This is a genomic window from Paenibacillus sp. 10L310, from assembly GCF_056395745.1.
In genome coordinates this window covers 725589-748634 of the sequence record NZ_JBFTKC010000002.1, presented here as the reverse complement: position 1 = coordinate 748634, position 23046 = coordinate 725589, and the positions used below count along the sequence as shown (strand labels likewise).

At 47.3% G+C, this 23046-nt stretch carries 18 protein-coding genes; 17 read left to right on the top strand and 1 reads right to left on the bottom strand.

The features are described from left to right. The first annotated feature begins 44 nt into the window (after positions 1 to 44). From AC1DE7_RS08700 to bglB, 8 genes are all read left to right on the top strand, one after another. Positions 45 to 320: a hypothetical protein gene (locus AC1DE7_RS08700; RefSeq protein WP_076249712.1), complete on the top strand. Its 276-nt coding sequence runs from the start codon at positions 45 to 47 to the stop codon at positions 318 to 320. A gap of 11 nt (positions 321 to 331) precedes the next feature. Further along, complete coding sequence (locus AC1DE7_RS08695) at positions 332 to 1132, top strand: phosphotransferase (protein WP_076249711.1); 801 nt, start codon at positions 332 to 334, stop codon at positions 1130 to 1132. Between the two features lie 237 nt (positions 1133 to 1369). Next, complete coding sequence (locus AC1DE7_RS08690) at positions 1370 to 2251, top strand: AraC family transcriptional regulator (protein ID WP_036609061.1); 882 nt, start codon at positions 1370 to 1372, stop codon at positions 2249 to 2251. A 22-nt stretch (positions 2252 to 2273) separates the two neighbouring features. Continuing rightward, a complete protein-coding gene (locus AC1DE7_RS08685; RefSeq protein WP_076318593.1) occupies positions 2274 to 3545 on the top strand; it encodes an ABC transporter substrate-binding protein in 1272 nt (423 codons plus the stop codon). A 91-nt stretch (positions 3546 to 3636) separates the two neighbouring features. After that, complete coding sequence (locus AC1DE7_RS08680) at positions 3637 to 4542, top strand: carbohydrate ABC transporter permease (protein ID WP_074094691.1); 906 nt, start codon at positions 3637 to 3639, stop codon at positions 4540 to 4542. Then, on the top strand, positions 4542 to 5366 hold the full coding sequence (locus AC1DE7_RS08675) for a carbohydrate ABC transporter permease (protein WP_036609056.1): 825 nt from the start codon (positions 4542 to 4544) through the stop codon (positions 5364 to 5366). The genes AC1DE7_RS08680 and AC1DE7_RS08675 overlap by 1 nt, the downstream gene beginning before the upstream one ends. A gap of 53 nt (positions 5367 to 5419) precedes the next feature. Further along, positions 5420 to 7921 (top strand): hypothetical protein, encoded by a 2502-nt coding sequence (locus AC1DE7_RS08670; protein ID WP_405159117.1) that lies wholly within the window; start codon positions 5420 to 5422, stop codon positions 7919 to 7921. Between the two features lie 41 nt (positions 7922 to 7962). Continuing rightward, positions 7963 to 9033: a beta-galactosidase BglB gene (bglB, locus tag AC1DE7_RS08665; RefSeq protein ID WP_477534146.1), complete on the top strand. Its 1071-nt coding sequence runs from the start codon at positions 7963 to 7965 to the stop codon at positions 9031 to 9033. Positions 9034 to 9092: 59 nt separating this feature from the next. Here the strand turns inward: bglB and AC1DE7_RS08660 are convergent, their stop codons facing one another. After that, entirely contained in the window at positions 9093 to 11342 is a 2250-nt protein-coding gene (locus AC1DE7_RS08660) for an FAD-dependent oxidoreductase (protein WP_477534145.1), read from the bottom strand. Between the two features lie 146 nt (positions 11343 to 11488). On the opposite strand from AC1DE7_RS08660, the gene AC1DE7_RS08655 reads away from it, so the two are divergent. From AC1DE7_RS08655 to AC1DE7_RS08615, 9 genes are all read left to right on the top strand, one after another. Then, complete coding sequence (locus AC1DE7_RS08655; protein ID WP_477534144.1) at positions 11489 to 12253, top strand: helix-turn-helix domain-containing protein; 765 nt, start codon at positions 11489 to 11491, stop codon at positions 12251 to 12253. Between the two features lie 360 nt (positions 12254 to 12613). Further along, positions 12614 to 14947: an endo-1,4-beta-xylanase gene (locus AC1DE7_RS08650; RefSeq protein WP_255319737.1), complete on the top strand. Its 2334-nt coding sequence runs from the start codon at positions 12614 to 12616 to the stop codon at positions 14945 to 14947. Between the two features lie 198 nt (positions 14948 to 15145). Continuing rightward, entirely contained in the window at positions 15146 to 16966 is a 1821-nt protein-coding gene (locus AC1DE7_RS08645; RefSeq protein WP_127546139.1) for a cache domain-containing sensor histidine kinase, read from the top strand. Positions 16967 to 16989: 23 nt separating this feature from the next. Beyond that, positions 16990 to 17841, top strand: coding sequence for a response regulator transcription factor (locus AC1DE7_RS08640; RefSeq protein WP_127546142.1), 852 nt, complete (start codon positions 16990 to 16992; stop codon positions 17839 to 17841). A gap of 168 nt (positions 17842 to 18009) precedes the next feature. Continuing rightward, positions 18010 to 19326, top strand: a complete 1317-nt coding sequence (locus AC1DE7_RS08635) for an ABC transporter substrate-binding protein (protein WP_047842606.1) — start codon at positions 18010 to 18012, stop codon at positions 19324 to 19326. Positions 19327 to 19534: 208 nt separating this feature from the next. Further along, positions 19535 to 20416, top strand: coding sequence for a carbohydrate ABC transporter permease (locus AC1DE7_RS08630; protein WP_036670532.1), 882 nt, complete (start codon positions 19535 to 19537; stop codon positions 20414 to 20416). Positions 20417 to 20433: 17 nt separating this feature from the next. Continuing rightward, positions 20434 to 21330, top strand: a complete 897-nt coding sequence (locus AC1DE7_RS08625; RefSeq protein ID WP_373888064.1) for a carbohydrate ABC transporter permease — start codon at positions 20434 to 20436, stop codon at positions 21328 to 21330. A gap of 189 nt (positions 21331 to 21519) precedes the next feature. Next, the gene (locus AC1DE7_RS08620) at positions 21520 to 22068 is read left to right on the top strand and encodes a glutathione peroxidase (RefSeq protein ID WP_047842608.1); all 549 of its coding nucleotides are present in this window, start codon (positions 21520 to 21522) and stop codon (positions 22066 to 22068) included. Positions 22069 to 22148: 80 nt separating this feature from the next. Then, the gene (locus tag AC1DE7_RS08615) at positions 22149 to 22997 is read left to right on the top strand and encodes an AraC family transcriptional regulator (protein ID WP_256719975.1); all 849 of its coding nucleotides are present in this window, start codon (positions 22149 to 22151) and stop codon (positions 22995 to 22997) included. The last annotated feature ends 49 nt before the right edge of the window (positions 22998 to 23046 follow it).

Here is a 23046-nt window from a genome sequence, read left to right as displayed (position 1 = left end):
AGATAACCTCATAAAAAGTGGACGGTTAATCAAGGAGGCATGAAATGAATAATATTAACAAGATTTTGGGTGTAGTCCTCATGCTTGGCAGTGTGTTTATTTCAACGATGGACAGAATTTCAATACGAGTCTCTGTCGCTATAGTAGAAGCAGGATATGCGTCAGGAGGGACGAACGTACCCCAGTTTGCTCAGATGAACGAGCATCCAACAGGTTTACTCGTATACTTCATGTTTTTTGTTGGATTCATACTATTGGTGGCGGGATTCCCGGGGAGTTATAAGAAAAATCGTAATCATGGGTATAACAAGGAAGTTTAGCTTGAGGAGGGATGAAAGTGGCCCAACAGGAGGAAGTGTTATCAGGAGGTAATGTGAATCAGGTCGTCAGAATAGGTGAGACGGTTCGCCGGCATGTGAAGCCAAATCCATATGTGGTTGAACTGCTTTTACATCTCGAAAAAGTTGGTTATGATCATGCCCCTCGATTTCTGGGAATAGATGAACAGGGGAGAGAAACGCTCTCTTACCTCGAAGGCATCGTTCCAGGCAATGACTACCCTGATCTAGAAGAGTATATGTGGTCAGACGAATCTTTGATTGAAGTAGCAAAACTGTTGAGAAGTTACCATGATGCGACCATTGGATTTACAACAACATCAGTATCAACGAACAGATATCCAGGCATAACAGAAGATGAAGTTGTATGTCATAACGATTTTGCGCCGTATAATGTGGTGTACAAGGATGGCCGTCCTCAAGGCATTATTGATTTTGATATGGCGGGTCCGGGTCCGCGAATGTGGGATATCGCCTATGTCTTGTATACGTCCGTTCCACTCGCAAATTTCTCACCAGAGATGGACGGAAAGGGTGTAATGCCATACGTCAGCCAGGCACACGGAACTGTTCGAAAAGAACGGATTGCCTTATTCATGGCTACGTACGGGCTGAGTGTTCCAGCAGATTTGAAGGATTGGGTCATATCACGTATCCGTTTCATGTGTAAAACACTGACTGATCGTGCGGCTGATGGAGATGTCGCTTTTATGAAGATGGTCGAAGAGGGGCATCTGGCCCACTATGAGAAAGAAGTCATTTTTCTTGAAAACCATTGGGATGAATGGGTTTGAAAGGTAATGCTAATGGACCGCGTGATAGCCTACGGGCTGGACCGCGGTTTTTTTTGTTTTCATCTTTCAAATCCCTATAAATTCCTTTCTAATCATTTTCAACAATTGTGATCAACAATACAGCAATATAGTTCAGATTAGATCGAAATAACTGTGATACAATTCATTGTAAAGCGCTATCATTGTAAATTATTAAACTATATTGCTTTTTATATTCTGGGAAGGGAGATCTTACTGATGCTAACCATACACACCCCGACGAATATTGCTTTGCAGGAAAATGAAGTTTATGTGCGATCAGAAGCAGATAATTTTCAGGATGAATGGCCTGTTCATACGCATAATGGGTATGAGATACATTATTTTATTCAAGGAGATGCAACCTTTTTAATCGGTGACCGAATATATAAGCCGCTGCCTGGAGATATGTTTATATTCAGAGGCGGTGTGCCCCACCGAATCAATCCTTCAAGAGAAATGGTGTACAAGCGAAGTTTTGTCAATTTCACGGAATTATTGCTTTTGGACATGCTTGCTGTCAGTCAGTTGGAGAATCTGATGTCCATATTCCGTCATCCCAATGGGTTATTGGTGCATTGGCCTCCGGAGGAGCGTGAGTATATCACAGCTATATTTAAGGGAATCAAGGAGGAGATGGGGGCAGGAAATACAGGGTACAAAACAATGGTCAAATTAAGTCTTACCCAATTGCTACTGCGGATTTACCGGAAAACAACCAGTGAGCAATCCGCCAATCCTATCTTATGTTCTTCCCAGAAGCAAACAAGCGTAAGCCGGGTTCTTCATTATTTAAACCAGAACTACACGGAGAATGTTTCATTGGATGAACTGTCCAAAACACTCCATTTGAATAAATACTACATTTGTCATTCTTTCAAAGAGACGACGGGATATACCATAAGCAACTATGTTATACGGAAAAGAGTTGCAGAGGCCAAAAAATTGTTGCTGTCTACGGATGCACCGATTTTGTCCATATCTGAGACGCTAGGTTTTAACACACCTGTATATTTTAGCAGGGCCTTTAAACAATATGTGGGTGTATCACCACAGTTATTCCGTAAAAGTGAATTGCTCAACGAAGCCAAAATTCATTAGAACCTTCCAAGGAGATGTTGATATGACAAGAAGAACAACGTTTAAGCTCATCACTAGCATGGTATTGGTCATGTTACTCATCGTATTGACTGCTTGCGGAAATTCAGGTACCAATGCTAATTCAAAACAAACAACCCTGGATTTCCTGTGGTTCTCTGACGGAAAAGAAGGAGAAGTCATCAAGGAAATCATTAAAGATTATGAGCAGACCAATACCAAGGTTAAAATCAACCTGATTGAAGTTGGCTTCAAGGATATCCAAACCAAATTAAAAACAATGTTATCCGGTGGAAAGCCACCTGCCCTGAGCCGGGTCACGGATACCGGATCATTTGCTAATCAGGCGGTTGATCTGACACCTTACGTGGACAATGCGGACCAATTCGAGGATCAATTTATTGACTCACTTAAACCTTATTATGTTATTAATGACAAGCTGGTAGCGGCGCCTATGGATGTTACAGCGAATGGGCTTATTTATAACAAAACCTTATTTGATAAAGCGGGCGTCAAAGTACCGACCTCTCCTGACCAGGTATGGACGTGGGATGAATACACAGCTGCGTTAAAAGAGGTTATGGACAAAGGCGGAGCACGTTATGGCATGGTATGGGATGTCACACCGCATAGATGGTCCACTCTTTTGTATCAGAATGGCGGAAGCATCTTAACAGAGGATGGCACTGCAGCAGCGATTAACAGTGAAGCCGGAATCCGTAGCATGGAGCAGTTCAAGCAGCTTCATCAAGAAGGGATCATGCCCGAATCCGTATGGCTCGGAGGGGAAAATCCGAACAACCTGTTCCGTTCCGGGACGGTGGCTACCCACTGGGCTGGCAACTGGATGATCAGCAATTACAAGGATATCACCGATTTTGAATGGGGAGTCACCTATATGCCAAAAGGAACACAACGTTCTTCAGTACCAGGCGGGAAGTTTCTGATGGCTTTCAAAGGCAGCGGATATGAGCAGGAGGCGGCAGAATTTATTGAATACTTAACGTCCAAAGAAGTAAATTCAAAATATAACCAAGAATCATTGTTTATGAGTCCACGGAAGGACAGCTCTGTATTGAATTATGAATTCGGCAAGGAAATGTTTGAAATTTTCGCGGATGAACTGAAGAACAGTTCGCCTCTTGCAGCTAATGACTGGTCCAGACAGACCATTATATCCAAAATTTCAACGGACCTGAAAAATAATATTGTTGAGGTTTTATCCGATAAGGCAACTCCGCAGGAGGCATTGGATCGAACAGCCAAGCTGATTAACGAGGCTATTGGCAGTCAATAAACGTAAAGCCATGTGGTTAATTCGTATACGGGGGCTTAGCGATTCCTGTAAAGCCTCCCTTTCGAATAACGCATAAGGAAGGGGCAAGCAGATGAGTGAAGGACAACGATTAAACAAAAATACGCTGGCAAAACAGAACAGGAAGCTCGTTATTGCTCCTTATCTGTTTATACTACCCAACCTCCTGATCTTTGGAACTTTTATCGTATTTCCTTCTTTATTGGGCCTCTATTATTCCTTCCATGTCTATGATGGATTGAACCCAATGAAGTTTAACGGGCTGGATAATTATATCAAAATTATAGGGGATCGGGAATTTTGGTCGACCATCGGACGAACGGGGATTTATGCAGCGATTGTTGTTCCGCTAATATATGCAGCAGCGTTAGGCATTGCTTTGTTGCTTGCGCGCGAGATTAGAATGCGCGGGTTCTTCAGGGCCGTATTTTACTGGCCGACCATGATTTCTTACATTATTGTAGGATTGACCTGGAAGTGGATTTTCGGAGATTCATTTGGCATCTTGAATCATTTGTTAACCGTGGTTGGTGTGGAACCTGTTGGTTTTTTAACTTCTTCCTTTTGGGCAAATACGGCTGTAATCATCGCGACGGTATGGTCACGTGCAGGCTTTTTCATGGTCATTTTTATCGCGGGTTTGCAGGCTATACCTACGGATTATTATGAGGCTGCCCGCTTGGACGGGGCAACGGGAATAAAGGTGTTTCGATATATTACGCTCCCGTTGTTGAAGCCCACAAGTTTGCTTGTTGTTATGCTGACTCTGATTGACGCGTTCAAAGCATTCCCACTTATGTTTGCGCTTACAGGTGGTGGGCCGGGCAAAGATACCACCTATATTGTTCAATATATTTATGAGATTGGCTTTAACAGACAGGAACTCGGTCTGGCCAGTGCCATGTCGGTGATACTGTTTATCCTTATTGGTGGATTCTCGGCTCTGCAATTCCGTCTATCGAAAGGAGGGGCTACGTAATGGTAATGAAGCCTATGGTCAAAATCTTCATCTACAGTCTGTTAAGTGTTGCCGCAGTGGTGTGGCTCCTGCCTGTCCTGTGGGTCGTGATTTCTTCTCTAAAAACGAATAGCGATCTGTACAGCTTCCCTCCCAAGTTATGGCCGCAGCCAATCACCTTCGAGCATTTCAAGGAGGCATTCAGTAAAGGCGATTTTGGCTTGTATTTTATGAATAGTACGATCGTAACTGTAAGCTCAACGCTGCTACTGTTATTGATTAACTCCATGGCAGGTTTTGCATTGGCGAAATATCGCTTCCGCGGAAGCGCGATCATATTAATTGCTTTTGTCTCAACACTCATGATTCCGATTGAGGTAATTATGATCCCTATATTCAAAGTGCTGAGTGCACTGGGGTTGTATAATAGCCTACTCGCGATTATTATCCCGCCAGCAGCAACCCCAACAGGTGTGTTCCTTATGCGGCAGTATTTGTTGTCCGTACCGGACGAGCTGTTGGAAGCTGCCCGGATGGATGGAGCGGGCGAATGGAAAATTTACTGGAGCATTATTCTTCCGATAGCGAAGCCGATTCTTGCGGTGCTCGCAATCTTCTCCTTCATGTGGAGATGGGATGATTTTGTATGGCCATTAATTGCGATTAGTGATCCATCGAAATATACGATTCAGCTTGCGCTCTCTAATTTTATTGGTGAATACAACGTGGATTGGGGAAGTTTGCTTGCGATGTCCGTCATCACGATGCTTCCGGTACTGATTGTTTTTATGGTTTTCCAGCGGTATTTTGTCAGCGGTATGATTACTTCAGGAATGAAAGGATGAGTTGAATGTCAGATACCACCCGGAGTGGGATGGATACCTTGAATTATAAACCTATGAAATTAGGTCACAATCAGGTCATTAATCATTGGATGATCAGCGGCATATATACAAAGCCTGTTGCCTTTGTTCCAACAACGATGGAGGGAGATATTAATGATTGGCTTATCGATGGTTTTGCCATTCATGAGAATCCATGCAGAAAGGAATTTGTAGAACATAGGAGAACGCAGCCTGTGAAGCGATTTTTTGATCAATGGAGCGAGTTTCCTAGCCCGGGAGACGACTTCGTTGGAGAAGAGAACGGAATGCCTTGGGCACTGTATTCTCCTTGGAATAATCCACGTGTGGAGCAATCAGGATTTTGGTTTGTACCGACACATCTGCGCAGTTACGCGGCGACAAGACTCATTTCTCCGACTGCTCATACCGCCTCTTTGCGGATTAAGACCTATGGCAGTCTGACGTTGTGGGTGAATGGGGAAATGGTAACGGATTTTGCGCCACTCATGCGTAACAAGGAGCAGGAAATCGTAATTAAAGCTGAACTTTTAGCTGGAATTAATGAGATCTATGCCTGCTGGGAGGATCTGGCTGAGCGGGATACCATGTATGCCTTTGCGTTGGAATATCTGGGAGACGAGGAATTGGTGATTTCCCTGCCTATTGCTCCTCATTTGGCTGAGTCTGTAAAATCCGCAGAGCAAGCCCTCGAACAGGCTTATTTTCCTTCGGATCTCTTCAGAGGTGAGCAGATTAAGCTCAAGCTGCCGCTTCCCTTGCCGGATATCGTTAGAGAGGTTGATATTCAGTATGGCAATTTTTTTGACGGTACCGAAAACAAGACGATACACATCGCCGAAAAGGAAACGGACTTGGTCCTGGCACATACGAATCAACTCGGTCATCATTACGTATATTTCACGCTGGCTATTTCAGTTTCAAATGTTGTACTAACCAAGAAGTTTGGCTGCCAATCCTATGATACGAGCTATGATGAGGCAGCTCAGCAAGCTGCGGATATTGAAGCCCGCAAATCCTTGGCTCTGCGATGTATTGCCGAGAAGGGCAGTCCCAATATTCATAAGGCCATTGCCATGCTCAAAACAGGAGGTAATCTGCAAGAAGCGGAGAACATTTTGCTTGAGGGTGTGGAAGGGATTGAGCAACGGAAGGATTGCAGTGACTTCTATCTGGTGGGACTGTTCCGTCTTTGGAGAGATGAGCGAAATAGCGGTCTGTTTAGTGAATCGTTCTGGGATCGGGTGAAAGCAAGTATTCTGGGCTATCGGTATTGGATTGATGAACCTGGCGATGATGTGATGTGGTTCTTCAGTGAGAACCATGCCTTGTTGTTCCATACCAATGAACTGTTAGCCGGACAGCTGTTTGGAGATGAAACGTTCAGCAACAGTGGTGAATCCGGTGAAGTACACCGTCAAAAAGCAGAGCAGAGGCTTGCATTATGGTTTGAGCGCTTTTTGGATGAAGGATTGGCAGAATGGAATTCGAGTGCATACATTCCGATTGATGCGGTTGGGTTGTTGCATATCTATGAATTTGCCCATAATGAACAGCTCAGACAGCAAGCCAAAAAGGCAATGGACCTATTATTCTATTATATTACCGTTCAGATGCATCAAGGAGTCTTGTCCACAACGTTTGGGCGCAGCTATGAGAAGGAACTGCTGGGTGGTTATGCAGCGGGAACCACTTCAATGTGCTGGATCGCTTATGGCGTTGGCAATGTAAACAATTATTCAATAAGCAATGTTGCCTTGAGTTTATCGGATTACAGCCCTCCAGCAGCATATCAGGAGCATCTGTTGCTTGGGGACAATCAGCAGTTGGTGTTCGCTAATCAGCAGGGCAAGGGAGGTTACGCCAAGCTCTATCATTGTCGGACCAGGGAATACTCCTTATCCTCAATCATTCGCTTTCGTCCAGGCAAGCCAGGTTATCAGGAGCATGTCCAGCATTTATCTCTGTCACCTGAGGCGCTGATCTGGGTGAATCATCCGGCAGAAATATACAAGCATGGGGATGGTCGACCTTGCTTCTGGGCTGGGAATGGGATATTGCCCGATGTTGTTCAGCATGAGGGGATCGCTTTGATGATGTTTGATATTCCTGCGGATAACAACTCTGACTGGACACATGCTTATTTTCCTACTCACTCCTTCACGGAATGGGTAAGGCATGAGAACTGGCACTTTGCCCGTTTGGATAAGGGTTATGCAGCTATATATGCGGCCAACGGGACGAGTATGGAGAGCAGCGGGGTGACAAGAAAACGTGAGCTTATTTCACCTGGCTTGCGTAACGCCTGGATTATAAGAGCAGGAAGCGAACAGCAATTCGGGTCATTTGACGCTTTTATCAACCAAGTTCGTTCTGCAAGCCCGCAATTCGATAATCAAGCTTTAACTCTCACTCTAACAGACCCGGTATATGGTCCAATTCAATGGGGAATGAACAAGCCTTTTCTTATTAAAGAAGAGGAAATTATACATGAAGGTTATGGAGTGAAGGGACAACTGAAGTTACTGGACATGTAGCGCTGAATCATTTGCAAGAAACCAAGGGAGTGATAACCAACATGCCGAATCAAATGGTGCTGCAGGAGAGAATAAGCAAGGTATCCCAAGCGATGGAGTCTATGAAAAACACAAGTATCAATGAACAGTTTCCCATCGGACTAATCGACATACATCTATGGGAATGGCCGCAAGGTGTCGGTCTGTATGGCTTGCTTCAACTCCATGAGGCAACGAAAGATCCTAAAGTGCTGGAATTTCTCGAATCATGGTACAATGCAAGGCTGATGGAAGGGTTACCGGAAAAAAATGTGAACACCTGCGCTCCGCTCCTTACTTTGATCTCACTATGCGAGCTGACCGAAAACAGGGAGTACGAACAGGTCTGTGAGGAGTGGAGCAGTTGGATCATGGATGGACTGTTGCGAACCGGAGATGGTGCGTTTCAACATATGATTACGGGAGATGCCAATGATGGTCAAATTCTGATTGATACCCTGTTTATGACGGTGCTATTTTTGGCCAAGGCAGGGGTATACTTCAAGAAACCCGACATGGTGGAAGAAGCCAAACGACAGTTCCTTGTGCATATCAAATATCTATATAACAAGAAAACCGGATTGTTCTATCATGGCTGGGATTTCAATGAAAATCATAACTATGGTGCTGTTCATTGGGGAAGAGGCAATGCATGGTATACGGCGGGAGTTATGGATTTCCTGAATATCATTCCGATCGAAGACGGGTTAAAGGCCTATCTGTTGGATACAGCAACCACTCAAGTCAGAGCACTGAGCAAGCTTCAAGGTGAGGATGGCATGTGGCACACTGTGCTGGATGATCCAACCTCTTACAAAGAAACCTCGGCAACGGCAGCGATTGGATACGGCATTCTTAAGGGAATTCGGTATGGATACCTGGATGAATCCTATCGCCAGAATGGCTTGAGTGCGCTTGAAGCGGTGTTGAAACAGATTGATGATAACGGCGTTGTACAGCAGGTGTCCTATGGTACACCTGTGGGGCAGGATGCTCAGTTTTATAAAGATATAGCGATCAGTCCGATGGGATATGGACAAGCACTTACGTTGTTTATCCTGATTGAGGGCTTGCGGGCTCCAACCGCCGAATAGAATCAGGCGGACTTGTACGGAGGATAGGGGATACAGTTTCCTGTATCCTCCTTTTTGTTTTAGTAAGCTCGAATCTCGATTAATTGGGCATATCTGCTGCCATTTGTGGCATCAATTATGATTCTCAGAGCCTGAGCTGACACAGGGACATCCAGGGAATGAATAACTTTTCTTTTGTGATTTTCTTGAACACTTGCGACTTGTGTCCATTCGCCAGCAGGAGTCAGTACCTCCACGTGATAATCACGCACCAGCTCAGGCATCACACGGAATGTTGTGTGATGGTGATGTAAATTAACCAGATCCTCGTTCACATCATCATTAAACGTCAAGTGCAACTCAGCCAAGGTTTGTGGCTCTTCCCATGTCAGTTGCACCCATTCAGGATTGCCAGACTGCATCGGCTGCGACATCCACTGTTGCGGCCCACCGTAAGGGCGATGATAACCGTTAATCGTGTTGTCCGCTGAATATGCCGAAGTCTCAGAGAGGGTACGACAGCAGAATGGCTGACGCGCCAACCCCTGCATGGACCATAATACGACAGGCTGATTCGTGGCATGATCCTCCAGATTTTTGGACACGTGGTTTTCTTCTGTTTTGAAGAAGATCAGCACTCCGCTGTGTGCTTCTGTCGAATGGTAGAGTGAGACGGCTTTATTGGAGCGGATGATTATAAAAGCATTCTGCGGTTCTTCCGGTCGCCATTCGAGCGGCAGCTTCACCCACTGCGCATTTCCTGTTGTAACGTTAACAGTCGCCGTAACTTGTAACGAATGCGGGACGTAGTTCTCCTTACGCCCCGTATCCCACAGCTCTACCGTCAGTGCGGTATCGCTGGATGCATCCAGCAGTAGCTCCAGGCCGCTGAGCACTGGATGCACAGGCAGCAACAGGGCGACATCTGTACCCAGCGGGTACGTCTCGCCAGGCTGCTCAAGGGCGATGCCCGTCAGCGTGCTGGAGGCTGTAACCTGGGCACGCCGGGCCAGATCCAGCTCATCGTGGCTGCGCACCCCGATGATGGAAGCGTCCTGCCGCAGCAACGTCTGTTGCAGCACCGTAAGATGCCTCGCGTGCAGCTCGCGCGGCGACACCCCCATGGACGCGCAGAGCGCCGCGCCCGTACCCGCGGCTTCGCCGATGACCGCGCATGTTGCCATGACGCGCGTTGTGCCGAAGGCGACATGTGATGCACTGATGTCTCGCCCGGCCATGAGCATATTCCGCACATTTGCGGAATACAACGAGCGGAACGGCACGTGATATACGCCATCGGCATGCATATGCTTCGAGCCACTCGCTTCGGCGTACATGCCCTGCGGGGGATGCAGGTCAATGGACCAGCCGCCAAAGGCAACGGCATCCGGGAACTCCCGCTGGCTGATAATATCGTTCTGGGTGAGCACATAGTCACCCGTGAAGCGGCGGTACTCCCTTTTGCCAGGTAGAGAACCAATCCACTCCAGCGTCATATGATCTGCATCAAACTTGCCGGAGTTCTTGATATAGTCCCAGATCCCGTAGATCACGGACCACAGTTCATCACGGATCAGCTCATTGTCATGAACGGTGTCATGTTCACCGCCCCATTCAATCCACCAATAATGACAACCGGAATCCCCGCTGCGAATGACCCGGCGAATCGGAATGCTGGTCTGTGTAATATCCTTGGCAAAAGAGGGCGGGATATAGCGGACAGGCGCACCAGCATCTTTGGTATAAAAGAGAAGTGTACTGCCCAGCGTGATCTGATCAGCCACCTCAGGTGCCCACTCTTCGCCATATTCGCTGCGGGCTTCCCGGCCGAGTGCAAACTTGGCTCCAGCCAGAAAGCCGACCAATCCATCACCCGTACAGTCCAGATAGATCTGACTTTCGAATCGGATTTTGCGCTCAGAACCCATCATCCAGCCAGTGACAGAGGTGATCTTTCGTTCATCCCCATCGCCAGTAGCCTCGACTTCATGTACATCCGTGTTCAGGAACAGGCTGATGTTGGATTCAGCTCGAACGGCTTCCAGAATGATTAAGTCCCAGAGATAGGGATTGCCCTCCGGATTACGATACTGATTCTCTACAAACAATTCCCCCATAATACCCGTTTCCCGGGCATAACGGTTAATCCCGTGGGCGGTGGCACCGCACACCCAGACCCGAACCTCGCTGCTGGAATTGCCGCCAAGCACGGGGCGGTTCTGCACCAGCGCCACCTGTTGCCCCATGCGGGCAGCGGCTATCGCAGCGCATACACCAGCAAGTCCTCCGCCGATGACGGTGATGTCGTATTGTACATGCTCTTGTTTCATATCTGTGACCTCCTTAACTGAAGTTAGATCCACCTTGACTCCAACTACATATCTATAATTTCATCTTAGATTTATATATTCACTTTTTAAATGCACTATACTATCATCAAACATATACTTTATTTCACAGAAAGGGTGGTCAAGTCATGGAGCTGCTTAACCACATCTACTGGAAGCAAAAAGGAGAATTTGCTCTTACGGAAGATATCTATACGACTTGGGTGGCTTTTGCCGTCGAAGAGGGAATATTCCATTATGAGATTGCGGGTCAGATCGGAGAAGCGAGTTTTGGCGATCTGGTGCTGTGCCCCCCGGCGGTTCCTTTTCGGCGGACAGTCATTACCCCGCTGACATTTCACTATTTACAGTTTAGCAGTAGCCTGGAGGAGGAGGAGTTTCTGCCACCAGCCGGAAAATCGCTGATTAATGACACGAAGCGGTTAGCCTCGACGTACGCTTATTTACGCCAGGACAGTGAGGAGAATAAGGGGGAAGTTGCCCGTTGGAAGACACATTTTATGATGGATTTGTGGCAGTTGTATCAGGTGGAACGCAGACAGAATCGCTTAAAGGAGCGGAGATTTACCGAAGACGCACGAATGGCTGAAGCGGCAGCGCTGCTGGAGGAGCGGGCGGAAGAGGAGATCAGCCTTCAGGAATTGGCACAGCGACTGGCCTTGAGTCCGGTGCAGTTGACAAGGCGTTTCCGGGAAGCTTTTCAGGAGACGCCATCAGGCTATCTCAAACGGGTCCGTCTGAAAAAAGCGCAGAACCTCTTGGCTGACAGTAGCCTGACCCTTAACCAAATTGCCGAGCGATGCGGATATGAGAACGGTTTTTATCTGAGTAGAGTGTTCTCCAAAACGTTGGGCATAAGTCCATCTGAGTATCGCAGGAGACACAGGGTGTAAGCTGAAAGAAGTGAGCAGAAAGCTTGAAGACAACTTTAAAGACAACTTTTGAAGCCAGCGGAGCACCAGGTATACACTTCGTTACGGGTTGCCCAGATTATGGAGGAGCTGGTGCGAATGAGTGCAGAAGCAACGGATACTGCATTTCTAACCGAAATTAGAGGGGAAGTACATTTCAGTTGTAGATCATGGACGATTTATACTATAATTTACCATATGGAGTCCTTATCCGAACGTATGCCCCCCGTATCCGTTTGAATGAGGACTCTGATTTTATAATTAAAACCAAGGAGGTGGATATGGCCTTAGCCTTTGGAATAAGGAATTCATCCTAATATTCGATAAAGGAGAATGGAAGCGATGAGAAAAATGATATTTTTGAAAGCGCTTAAATTTGTTTTGATGATAACTTTGTTAGTTCCTTTGTATTGGGTAGCTCCATCTGTTCATGCGGCAGAAGAGGAGAATACCTTGATTCTGAGTCATGATTTTGAAGATGGCACGGTCCAGAACTGGAGCGGACGCGGTGAAGTAGAAACGCTTCATGCAAGCGCCGTTGCAGCGCGTACTGGAGATTATGGACTGGAGGTGAGCGGGCGTGCTATGACATGGCATGGGCCAGCGCTGGATGTGACAGAACTTTTGGAGGTGGGACAGACGTATGTGTTCACTGGCTGGGTGAAGCTTCCGGCGGGAGCGTCCAGCACAAACCTCAATATGTCTTTACAGCGTACCCTGCCAGATACAACACATTATGAAAATTTAACATTCGGTACCGCATCCGCAGGCGGATGGACCAAGCTTACTGCACAGTTTAAAATGCTGGAACCAGCGAATCAGTTATCGGTTTATTTTGAAGTGCCAGACCGTGCCACAGCTTCTTTTTATGTGGATGATTTCCGATTGGAGAAGCTGCCAGATCTCGGACCCATTGTGATCGAAGAAGACATTCCTTCCCTACAGGATGCTTTTGCGGGCAAGTTTCGAATTGGGACGGCCTTCACGAACAATGAACTGCTGACCGAACCGGACAAGCAGCTGCTTACGAAGCATTTTGATAGTCTGACACCAGGCAATGTTCTGAAATGGGACAGTACCGAGCCGCAAGAGGGTATGTATAATTTCAGCGGGTCGGATGCCGCAGTCGCTTTTGCAGCAACGAACGGACAAGAGATACGCGGGCATACCCTCGTTTGGCATACACAAACTCCGGATTGGGTATTCCACGATGCCAACGGCAATCTGGTGAGCAAAACGGTGCTGTATGAACGGATGCAGCAGCATATTGAGACGGTAATGGAGCGTTATCAAGGCCAGATCTACGCTTGGGACGTTGTGAATGAAGTCATTGATGCCTCCGAGCCGGATGGCCTGCGGCGCAGTCTGTGGTACCAGATTGCCGGGGAAGAATATATTGAGAAAGCATTTGAATTCGCCCATGCAGCCGACCCGGATGCCAAGTTGTTTATTAATGACTACAATACCCATGAGCCGGCCAAAAGCCAGGCCCTCTACAATCTGATCACTCGCCTTCAAGCCAAGGGTGTGCCTGTTGACGGAGTCGGCCATCAAACACACATCAGCCTCTTTTATCCAACCCTTTCGGAAATTGAAAGTTCCATTGTCAAATTTAAGGCGCTGGGCCTCGAAACACATATTACTGAGCTTGATGTAAGTGTGTATTCCAATGATTCGCAATCTTATGATATCTTCCCGGAAGAACTGAAGACACAGCAGGCGGCGCTGTACAAGTCCCTGTTCCAGATCTTCCTGAGGCATACGGATACAGTCAAAAATGTTACCTTGTGGGGCAAGGATGATGCCAATACCTGGCTACGAACCTTCCCGGTCGCCCGCAACAACTGGCCGCTGCTTTTCGACGAGCGACTCCAGTCCAAGCCAGCCTATTGGTCCGTATTAGAGACGGTCCAGGTCGAGGCAGTACCTGCCGCTCCGCAGAATCTGACCGCCACTGCGGTTAGCGACAACAGCATCAATCTAAGCTGGAGTGCATCTGCAAGTGCGACCTCCTATACGGTAAACAGGTCGCTGACAGCAGCCGGACCGTATACATCTGTGGCCGCTGTATCGGGAACAAGCTATAAGGATATGGCGGTATCTGCTGGAACCACCTACTACTATGTGGTGAATGCGGTTAACAGCGTTGGGAAGAGTGTGAACTCCGTTCAAGCTTCCGCAAAGGTCCAGGGTGGAGGGCCGCCAGAGCCTGCTGGCAATCTGACTCTAGCCTATCGTGCAGGGGATACAAATCTGCTCGATAACCAAATGAAACCGCAGTTTGTCATTCACAACAACGGTACCTCCACAGTTAGCCTGAATGAACTGACAATTCGTTACTGGTATACAGTGGACGGGGAGAAACAACAATCCTTTTTCTGTGATTATGCACAGCTTGGAGGCAGTCAGATCAGCGGCAGCATAGTGAAACTGCCTGCACCTGTTCCTGGAGCGGACCATTATCTGGAACTGAAGTTCGGTACCGGAGCAGGCGTGATCCCGGTCGGAGGAACCTCTGGGGAGATACATACCCGGTTGCACAAAGCAGACTGGTCCAATTACAGCGAAGGGGATGATTATTCCTTTAACCCGCTGCAGACCTCTTTTGCCGATTGGACCAAGGTAACTCTTTACCGGAACGGCGAGCTTGTCTGGGGAGTGGAGCCTATATCCTAATTTGCTAAGTCGTTATATCCAGCCTAGCCGGAGATCCCAGATCTCCGGTTTTTTTAATGCAATAGAACAAATCTGTGTATCCCTATCCCGTCCTTGGCGACTGGTATCACATATCCATGCGAATGAGCCCAGCCCCGGCCGAAGCGGGGGAACTGATGGTATAATGATCTCAATAATTGCAGGGGGAGCGCTGAGAGGATGACAAAGCCCGACTGGAAGACCTTTTTGCCGCATAAGCTCAGGTATCGGCTGTTTGGTGCGTTTGTGGTGTTGATTCTGCTGCCATTCAGCGTACTTAATGTCTACAACTATGGACAGATCGAATCTCTGGTTGAGCAAAAAATCAGCGAACAGAGCCACGAGCAACTGGTGCAGATGTATGGTTCTCTGGAGGACCAGATGAGTATTGCATTCAAAACCCTGATTTTTCTGGAACAGGATTCAGCCGTAAGAAACGCCCTGACTTCTCCAGACAATCGTTCTCCGCTTGAGAATAAGTCGTTGGTGGAAGAGAAGTTCAAGATGATCAACAACAGTTTTTTTCTATATAATCCTTCCGTGTACTTCACGCTGTTAGATTTTCATGATAACGTTTACACTTCGTATTTGCCCAAAAAAGCTCTGGCCTATGGCCCTTATCGGGAACAATTTCGCAAGCATCTTGGAGAAATGACCTTTATCAAGGGCAACACTGATTCAAACTCGTTTCCATCAGAAGAGTTACTCTACCGCTGGGATGCCCGGGATACCAACCATGTCCTGCGGGAGTTATCCTCCAGCCCGTATCTGTTGTCCCTCTATGCGTATATGAAGGACAGTGGCGGCAAAAGGTACGGAATGGCACGGATCAGCATCGATTATTCGTACTGGTTTCAGTCTATGCTGAAGGATTCGCAGAGCAATCAGGAGTATTTCCTGATTACTGGCAATGGGGAAACAATTGCCCGCTCGTCCGAAAAAGCGGTACTTTCCCCAGACGTGACCCGGGAAATTGCACTTCATCCGGCAGAGGCCTATCTGACGGATAATGATTCAGATACGCTGATTAACTACGTATACATCGAGTCACTGGACTGGTACATGGTAAATCGTATTCCACTAGCTGTGTTGTTTACGGAGATATCGGGGCTTAAGCAGCGCTATTTTTTAACGTTTTTTGGCTTCACAGCAGCATTTGTGCTCATGGCCTTTATGATCTCGGCGACGTTCACTCGGCCTTTATCACATCTGCAGAACCAGATGAAGGAGGTTGTACGCAAAAACCTCAAGGTCCGTATCCCTGAAGGCCGCAGCCGCGGAGAAGTGCTGGAACTGACCCGTACGTTCAATACGATGCTGGATGATGCCAATCAGATGATCAACAGACTCAAGGCGGAGGAACGCCAGAAGGAAGCGGTACATTTTCATATGCTCCTGGCCCAGATGAATCCGCACTTTCTCCTGAATACATTGAATACAATGAAATGGAGTGCGATCCGCAGCGGGAATGAAGAGATCTCCGAGATGTGTGTTTCCTTGGGCAAATTACTGGAGGTCAGCCTGAATTCACAGGTCGAATTGGTATACCTGAAGGACGAGATTGAGTTGGTTCAAGCCTACCTTCATATCCAGCGGATTCGTTACCGTGATAGCTTTGAGGTGACTTGTGAATTTGACGAAAAACTTGAGTATGCGCTCGTGCCCAAGCTGAGCTTGCAACCACTGGTGGAGAATGCCATTCACCACGGTGTCGGGCCACTGGAGCAACTTGGTCAGATCCGCATCGGAATTTACAGGCAAGACACAGGAAAGTTGATGCTGGAGGTGGCAGACAACGGAATTGGAATGGAGGAATCCCGGCGTCAGCAGATGACCCGCACACGTCCGGGAATTGGTCTGTCTAACCTTAAGGAACGATTGCGATTATTGTTCAAAGGCCAAAGTGAACTTGAAGTGATTGATACCAAGCCGGGGACATTAGTAAGGTTCAGTATTCCTTTTTTATTGTCGACGCCTTACTTACAGAAGCGGTCAGACTAGGAGACTGGAGAGGGGAATCTGGAATGTGGAAGGTATTACTTGTAGAGGATGAGGTATTCGTACGAGAGTCGGTGAGAGAGATTATTTCCTGGGAAGAGCTGGGCTTCACGGTCATCGGGGAATCCGGTAATGGGACCGAAGCGCTGGCGATGATTATACAGGATACACCGGATCTGGTACTGACCGATATTGTCATGCCAGGTATGGATGGTCTGGAATTACTCAAACAGACCCGTCAGGCCGGGTTAAAAACCAAATTTGTCATGCTCACCTGTATGGGGGAGTTCGAATATGTACGCCGTGCAATGGAATACGGGGCTTCCAATTATATTTTGAAACTGTCCATGAGTGTGAATTCACTGCGTGATACACTCCGTAAAGTAAGTGCAGAACTGGGAGCTTCGACTGAAGCCCGGTCAGAGACAGATCATCATCAAGTGCCACCTTCCACACCGGTTCTCACATCAACGCCTGTTTCGCCTGATTCTCTTACGGTCTCTTCTGCGCCCCCGTCTGATACGGATCTTCCATTTACACCTGTTCGTGAGCCGATTGTGAAACATCCGGAGATTAGCAAAATAATTCAGTATATCGGACAGCATTACGACCAGGACATTACCGTCAAATCCATGTCACGATATGTGATGATGGGCGAGAATTATGTGAGTGCTTTGTTCAAAAAGAAAACCGGCCATACCCTGATTCATTACTTGCATGGGGTACGGATGGAGAAAGCGGCTGAATACTTGCGCGAGACGGACCTTCCTGTACAGGAGATTGGTTACCGGGTAGGGTTCGGAAGTGATAATTATTTCATTAAAATATTCAAGCGTTGGACCGGTTGCACGCCCAGCCAGTATCGCCATCGTTCGTGACTCACAGGATGAGTAGAAGGAATATGTGTACCGAGTGCTCAAGCAAGCACAAGTAAATCCGTATTTTTGTTCAATCCGAATCATGGATATGTATCTTATGAACCCAGCAAGGTCCCTGCTACGATATAACGGAAGGTACACTTCAATTCAGGGAGGTCATGTGACCAGATGAGAATCAAAAAAGGATTAACGGGATTAATCGTAGGTGCGCTGATGCTGGGCTTGCTTGCCGGCTGTGTAGGTAAAAATGAGACGAACGGTGGAGATAACGGAGGTGGAGCGGCAGGGGGAAAAGTGAAGCTCACCATGTGGGGCGCGGTGCCGCCCGAGAATGGTCCACAGGAAGTGGTGGATACCTGGAATGCGGAGCATCCTGATATTCAGGTGGAATATGTTCGGTTTGTGAATGATGATGATGGCAATCTGAAGCTGGATACAGCGCTGTCCACCGGGCAGAACGTTGATCTGTATGTCAACTATACCCTCACAAATCTGGATAAACGCATCAAGGGTGGGACAGCACTGGATCTGGGCGAGTTCACCGATTACAACATTGATGAGAAAATGGGTGAAGATGCGGCTTCCTGGAAAGTGGACGGCAAATATTACGGGATGCCAACCAAGAAAAACGCTGCCTTTTTCGCTTTAAATATGAAAGCGCTTGATCAAGCGGGACTGAGCGTACCAACAGCCTGGACTTGGGATGAAGCCCGTGAATATGCACTCAAACTGAAGACAGCTGGCTTCAAGTACGGATTGGTGCAACATACCGCTTCCTATGTAGACCCGCTCGATTCCGTTCTGGTGAAGAACGGTTATGTTAAGGCAGACGGCACTTCCAACCTAGATGATCCGCTCGTCACTAAATGGCTGGAGACTTTGAACGGAATGATGAAGGAGGATGCAACCACCCCTCCGCTCGGAGAGCAGCTGACTTCCAAAATGCCGGTGGAGAACATGTTCCTTGGCGGTGAGTCTGCCATGATCAACATCGGCGAATGGCTGATCCGCACATCGAACAACATGACCGAATTCCCGCGGGATTGGAAAATTGCCTTTGCCCCTGTACCGAGACTGGCTGCACAAGAAGCAGATATGGTGAAGAGTGGAGGACTTGGTGACTTTATTGCGATTAATTCCAAGTCGAAAAATAAAGAAGCCGCATGGGAGTTCCTGAAATGGTACGCCGATGGGGGAATGATGCCGATGGCTGCGGGTGGACGTTTGCCTTCCTCCAATGCGGTTGATCAACAGACTGCGATCGATCATCTGCTGGGCGATTATGCCGATTCTTATGATAAAGAGTCTCTGGAATTTGTGTTGTACGGTGACGAGACACCTACGTTTGTCCGTAGCATTGCGCAGGAAGTGGTCGATCTTCGTGCACAGGAGTATGAAAAGTTCTTCCTCGGTAACCAGACTGCCGAAGTAACGGTACAGAACATGGTCAAACGCCATAATGACTGGCTGAAGCAGAATCAATAGATTGCAAAAGCAATGAGTCCAAAGGCCGTCCCAATGGGGCGGTTTTTTCTATATAAGCAATAGAACAATTCCATGTTATTTCTCTCCCGAAAGTCACTGCCGAAATACATATATCTGTGATATCAGGTACAGGGTTATGTTCCTTAAATGTTAGAGGACATCTTGTTATGCTTAATTCCAGAACAGATGTTAAGGAGTGGGGGAGCATATGCATAAATCCTGGATGAAACGGCAGAGCAGGCTCGGGTATCTGTTTATTGGGCCCAATATGATTGGCGTGCTGTTGTTTTTTATTATACCGGCTGTCTATTCGTTCTATCTCATGTTCACTGATTACAAATTCATGAGCCCGGAGACGAATTTCGTCGGGCTGGACAATATCCGCCGGATGTTGAATGATGATCTGTTTGGCGTGGCGCTGCGAAATACATTTGTATTTCTGTTAGCGGTTCCGGTATCGATGGGGTTGGCATTTATCGTGGCGGTGGCGCTGAACAAGTCGGTGTATTGGCAAAAAACGCTTCGTGCCCTCTATTTCATGCCCTATATCACCAGCGGCGTTGCCATCGCCTTTGTCTGGATGCTTCTGTTCCAGCCAACGTCGGGACCGATTAATGGTTTCTTGCGCGGAATCGGTATTACGAACCCTCCCGGCTGGTTATCAACAACCGAATGGTCCATGTATGCGATTGATATCATCTGGATTTGGTTCATGCTGGGTTACAACATGATTATTTATCTGGCCGCTTTGCAGGAAATTCCGGAGGAATTGGTTGAGGCTGCACGGATAGATGGAGCCCGTCCTTGGCAGACGATACGCCAAGTGATCTGGCCGCTTGTGAGTCCAACGACCTTTTTGCTGCTGATTACGGGGCTGATTATGACGATCAAAAACTTTGGTATCATTCAAGCGATTACCCAGGGTGGGCCGGGGAACAGCACAACCGTCCTGTCACTTTTTATCTACCAGAATGCCTTCCGATATTACGAGATGGGATACGCTGCCGCCATAAGCTGGGCACTCTTTGCCATCATCATGATATTCACTGTTTTGCAGTGGCTCGGTCAGAAACGTTGGGTTCACTATTAAGGAGGGGAGGGATCGTTATGGAGAAACAAATTGCCGCGAATGCGAAGCCCACAGCTCCACATTCACCTAAAGTTAAAGTCCGCATGGAGTCCTTGAGCCAGATTCGAAAAATCATACTGACACTTCTGATGTCCGGGTTTGCCCTGCTGATGGTTATGCCGTTCATCTGGATGATCAGCACGTCGTTCAAATCTCCTGCGGACGTATTCACCTATCCCATCCAGTGGATACCCTCCAGCCTGAACTGGGAGCATCACATTAAGGTCTGGAGCGGAGCGGATACCTTTGCGACGTATTATCTGAACTCGTTGAAAATATCGCTAATTAGTACGGTCGGAGCTGTATTTCTCTCGGCTTTTGCAGCCTATGGCTTCGCACGTATTCAATTCAAAGGCCGGGAGACACTGTTTCTGATCTATCTCTCGATGATGATGGTGCCTCCGCAGGTACTCTTTGTACCGAAGTTCCTGATGTTTGAATGGGTCGGCATATATAATACGCATTGGGCATTGATCCTGCCCGGAATGTTCACGATCTTTGGGGTGTTTATGCTGCGGCAATTCTTCCTGTCCGTGCCTTCAGAGATCTCGGAAGCGGCGTTCATCGACGGTGCCGGTCACCTGCGCATATTCTTCAGGCTGATTCTGCCCTTGGCGAAGCCAGCGCTGGCTACACTGGCCATTATTGATTTCTCCTGGCACTGGAATGACTATGAGAATGCGCTTGTGTTCCTGATCGACAAAGACTTGTACACCGTTCCGCTCGGACTGCAGAACTTTATTCTGGAGAATAATGTGGATTACAACGGCATGATGGCCGCTGCCACGGCAGGCATTATTCCGATGATCATCGTTTTCCTCGTGGGTCAGCATTATATCATTCAGGGCGTGGCCGGAAGTGCCGTGAAGGGCTGAAGCTGCTGTCACTGTGATCCCATATAATAACCCTTTTGCTGAACGAAGAGATTTTCGCGGCAGAAGGGTTTTCTGTTGAAAGGGAGAGTAACTTATCTTGCGCGATACAATAGTTCAAACTTCGTATATAATTAACAATGACATATGATGCTGTATGACTACATAACTATCGCGAGGTGCACTAGACTTATGCCAACCATCTACGACTTTACCGTAACCAGAACCAGTGGAGAGCGTTTCCCACTCTATCAATATGAAGGAAAACCTGTGCTCATCGTAAACACGGCAAGTAAATGTAAATATACGCACCAGTTTGATGACATGCAGAAGCTGTATGACCAGTACAAGGATCAAGGACTTCAGATTATTGGTTTCCCGTGTAACCAGTTTGCAGAGCAAGAGCCTGGAAGCAGTTCGGAAGCGGAGTCCTTTTGCCAGATTAACTATGGTGTGAAATTTCCGATGTTCTCCAAACTGGATGTGAATGGAGAAGCGGCGCACCCGCTCTACGACTTTTTGAAAAGATCAGGGCCTTTTGCTGGCTTTGATGAAACAGATATACAGGCCAAATTATTGAAATTAATGGTGGCTGAGAAGGCACCGGAATGGTTACACGGCGATGCAATCAAATGGAATTTCACGAAATTCCTGATTGATGCAGAGGGTCGTGTGGTCAAACGCTTCGAACCTATCGACTCCATCGACGAGATTCAAGAAAGTATTAAACAGATTCTATAATTTCACTTTCATATATCCTACAGGGGCATGACACAAATCGTTTCCCTCTTCCGAACAGGAGGTGCATGAATGTGCCGAGCATGATGCAATTTAGTGCTTCACTGGAGTATAGTTACCGATCCACCAGCATATTTAACCCAGGCAAGTCAGATGGATTCCACTCACATCCACATTATGAGATTTATTATTTTCATGATGGAGAATGTACCTACATCATAGGAGACCGGGTATATAACCTGGAGCCGGGTGATCTGGTGTTAATGCATGGCTTGACTCTTCATCGACCACATCCGAAGCCAGGCAGTGCTTATGAGCGAAGCACACTGCATTTTGATCCGTCTGCCATTCGCAGCAGCCTGCATCCGGACCGTATGGCTGAGGTCCTGAGACCATTTGAAGAACTCAGAAATTGCCGGGTCAATCTGAAGGGAGATAACCGCTCTGAATTCGAAGCTCTATTGCATGATCTTCATCGTCTGTCTCAAAGTCAGAGCAATTTCAGGCAAGAGCGAATGAATGTCAGACTGTGTGATCTGTTGTATTTTGTAGCAGAGATCTGCCAGGGTGATGTCCAGGAACAACTTCCCTCATCGGAGAGGGAGCGGCATGTCCAACACATTATTCGTTATGTGGATACCCATTATATGAAGGACATTGGTCTGGATGATCTGGCACTGGAATTACATCTGTCCAAGCCATATCTGGCAGGCATGTTTAAGGAAATGACAGGTTTGACGATATTTAAATACCTGTATGACCGTCGCATCAATCAGGCGAAGCTTTTGTTTCAGTTTCAGCCTGAGATCACCGTGACAGAAGCAAGTCGATTGTCCGGTTTCAAACGCCTTTCTCATTTTAGTCGGATGTTCAAACAAAGTGTGGGATGTTCGCCTGATCTGTACCGTACCCAATTGCATCGCCAATCATAGAAGTCGTCTTTGAGCTGACCAACTTGTCTGGTTGGCTTTTTTTGTTGGT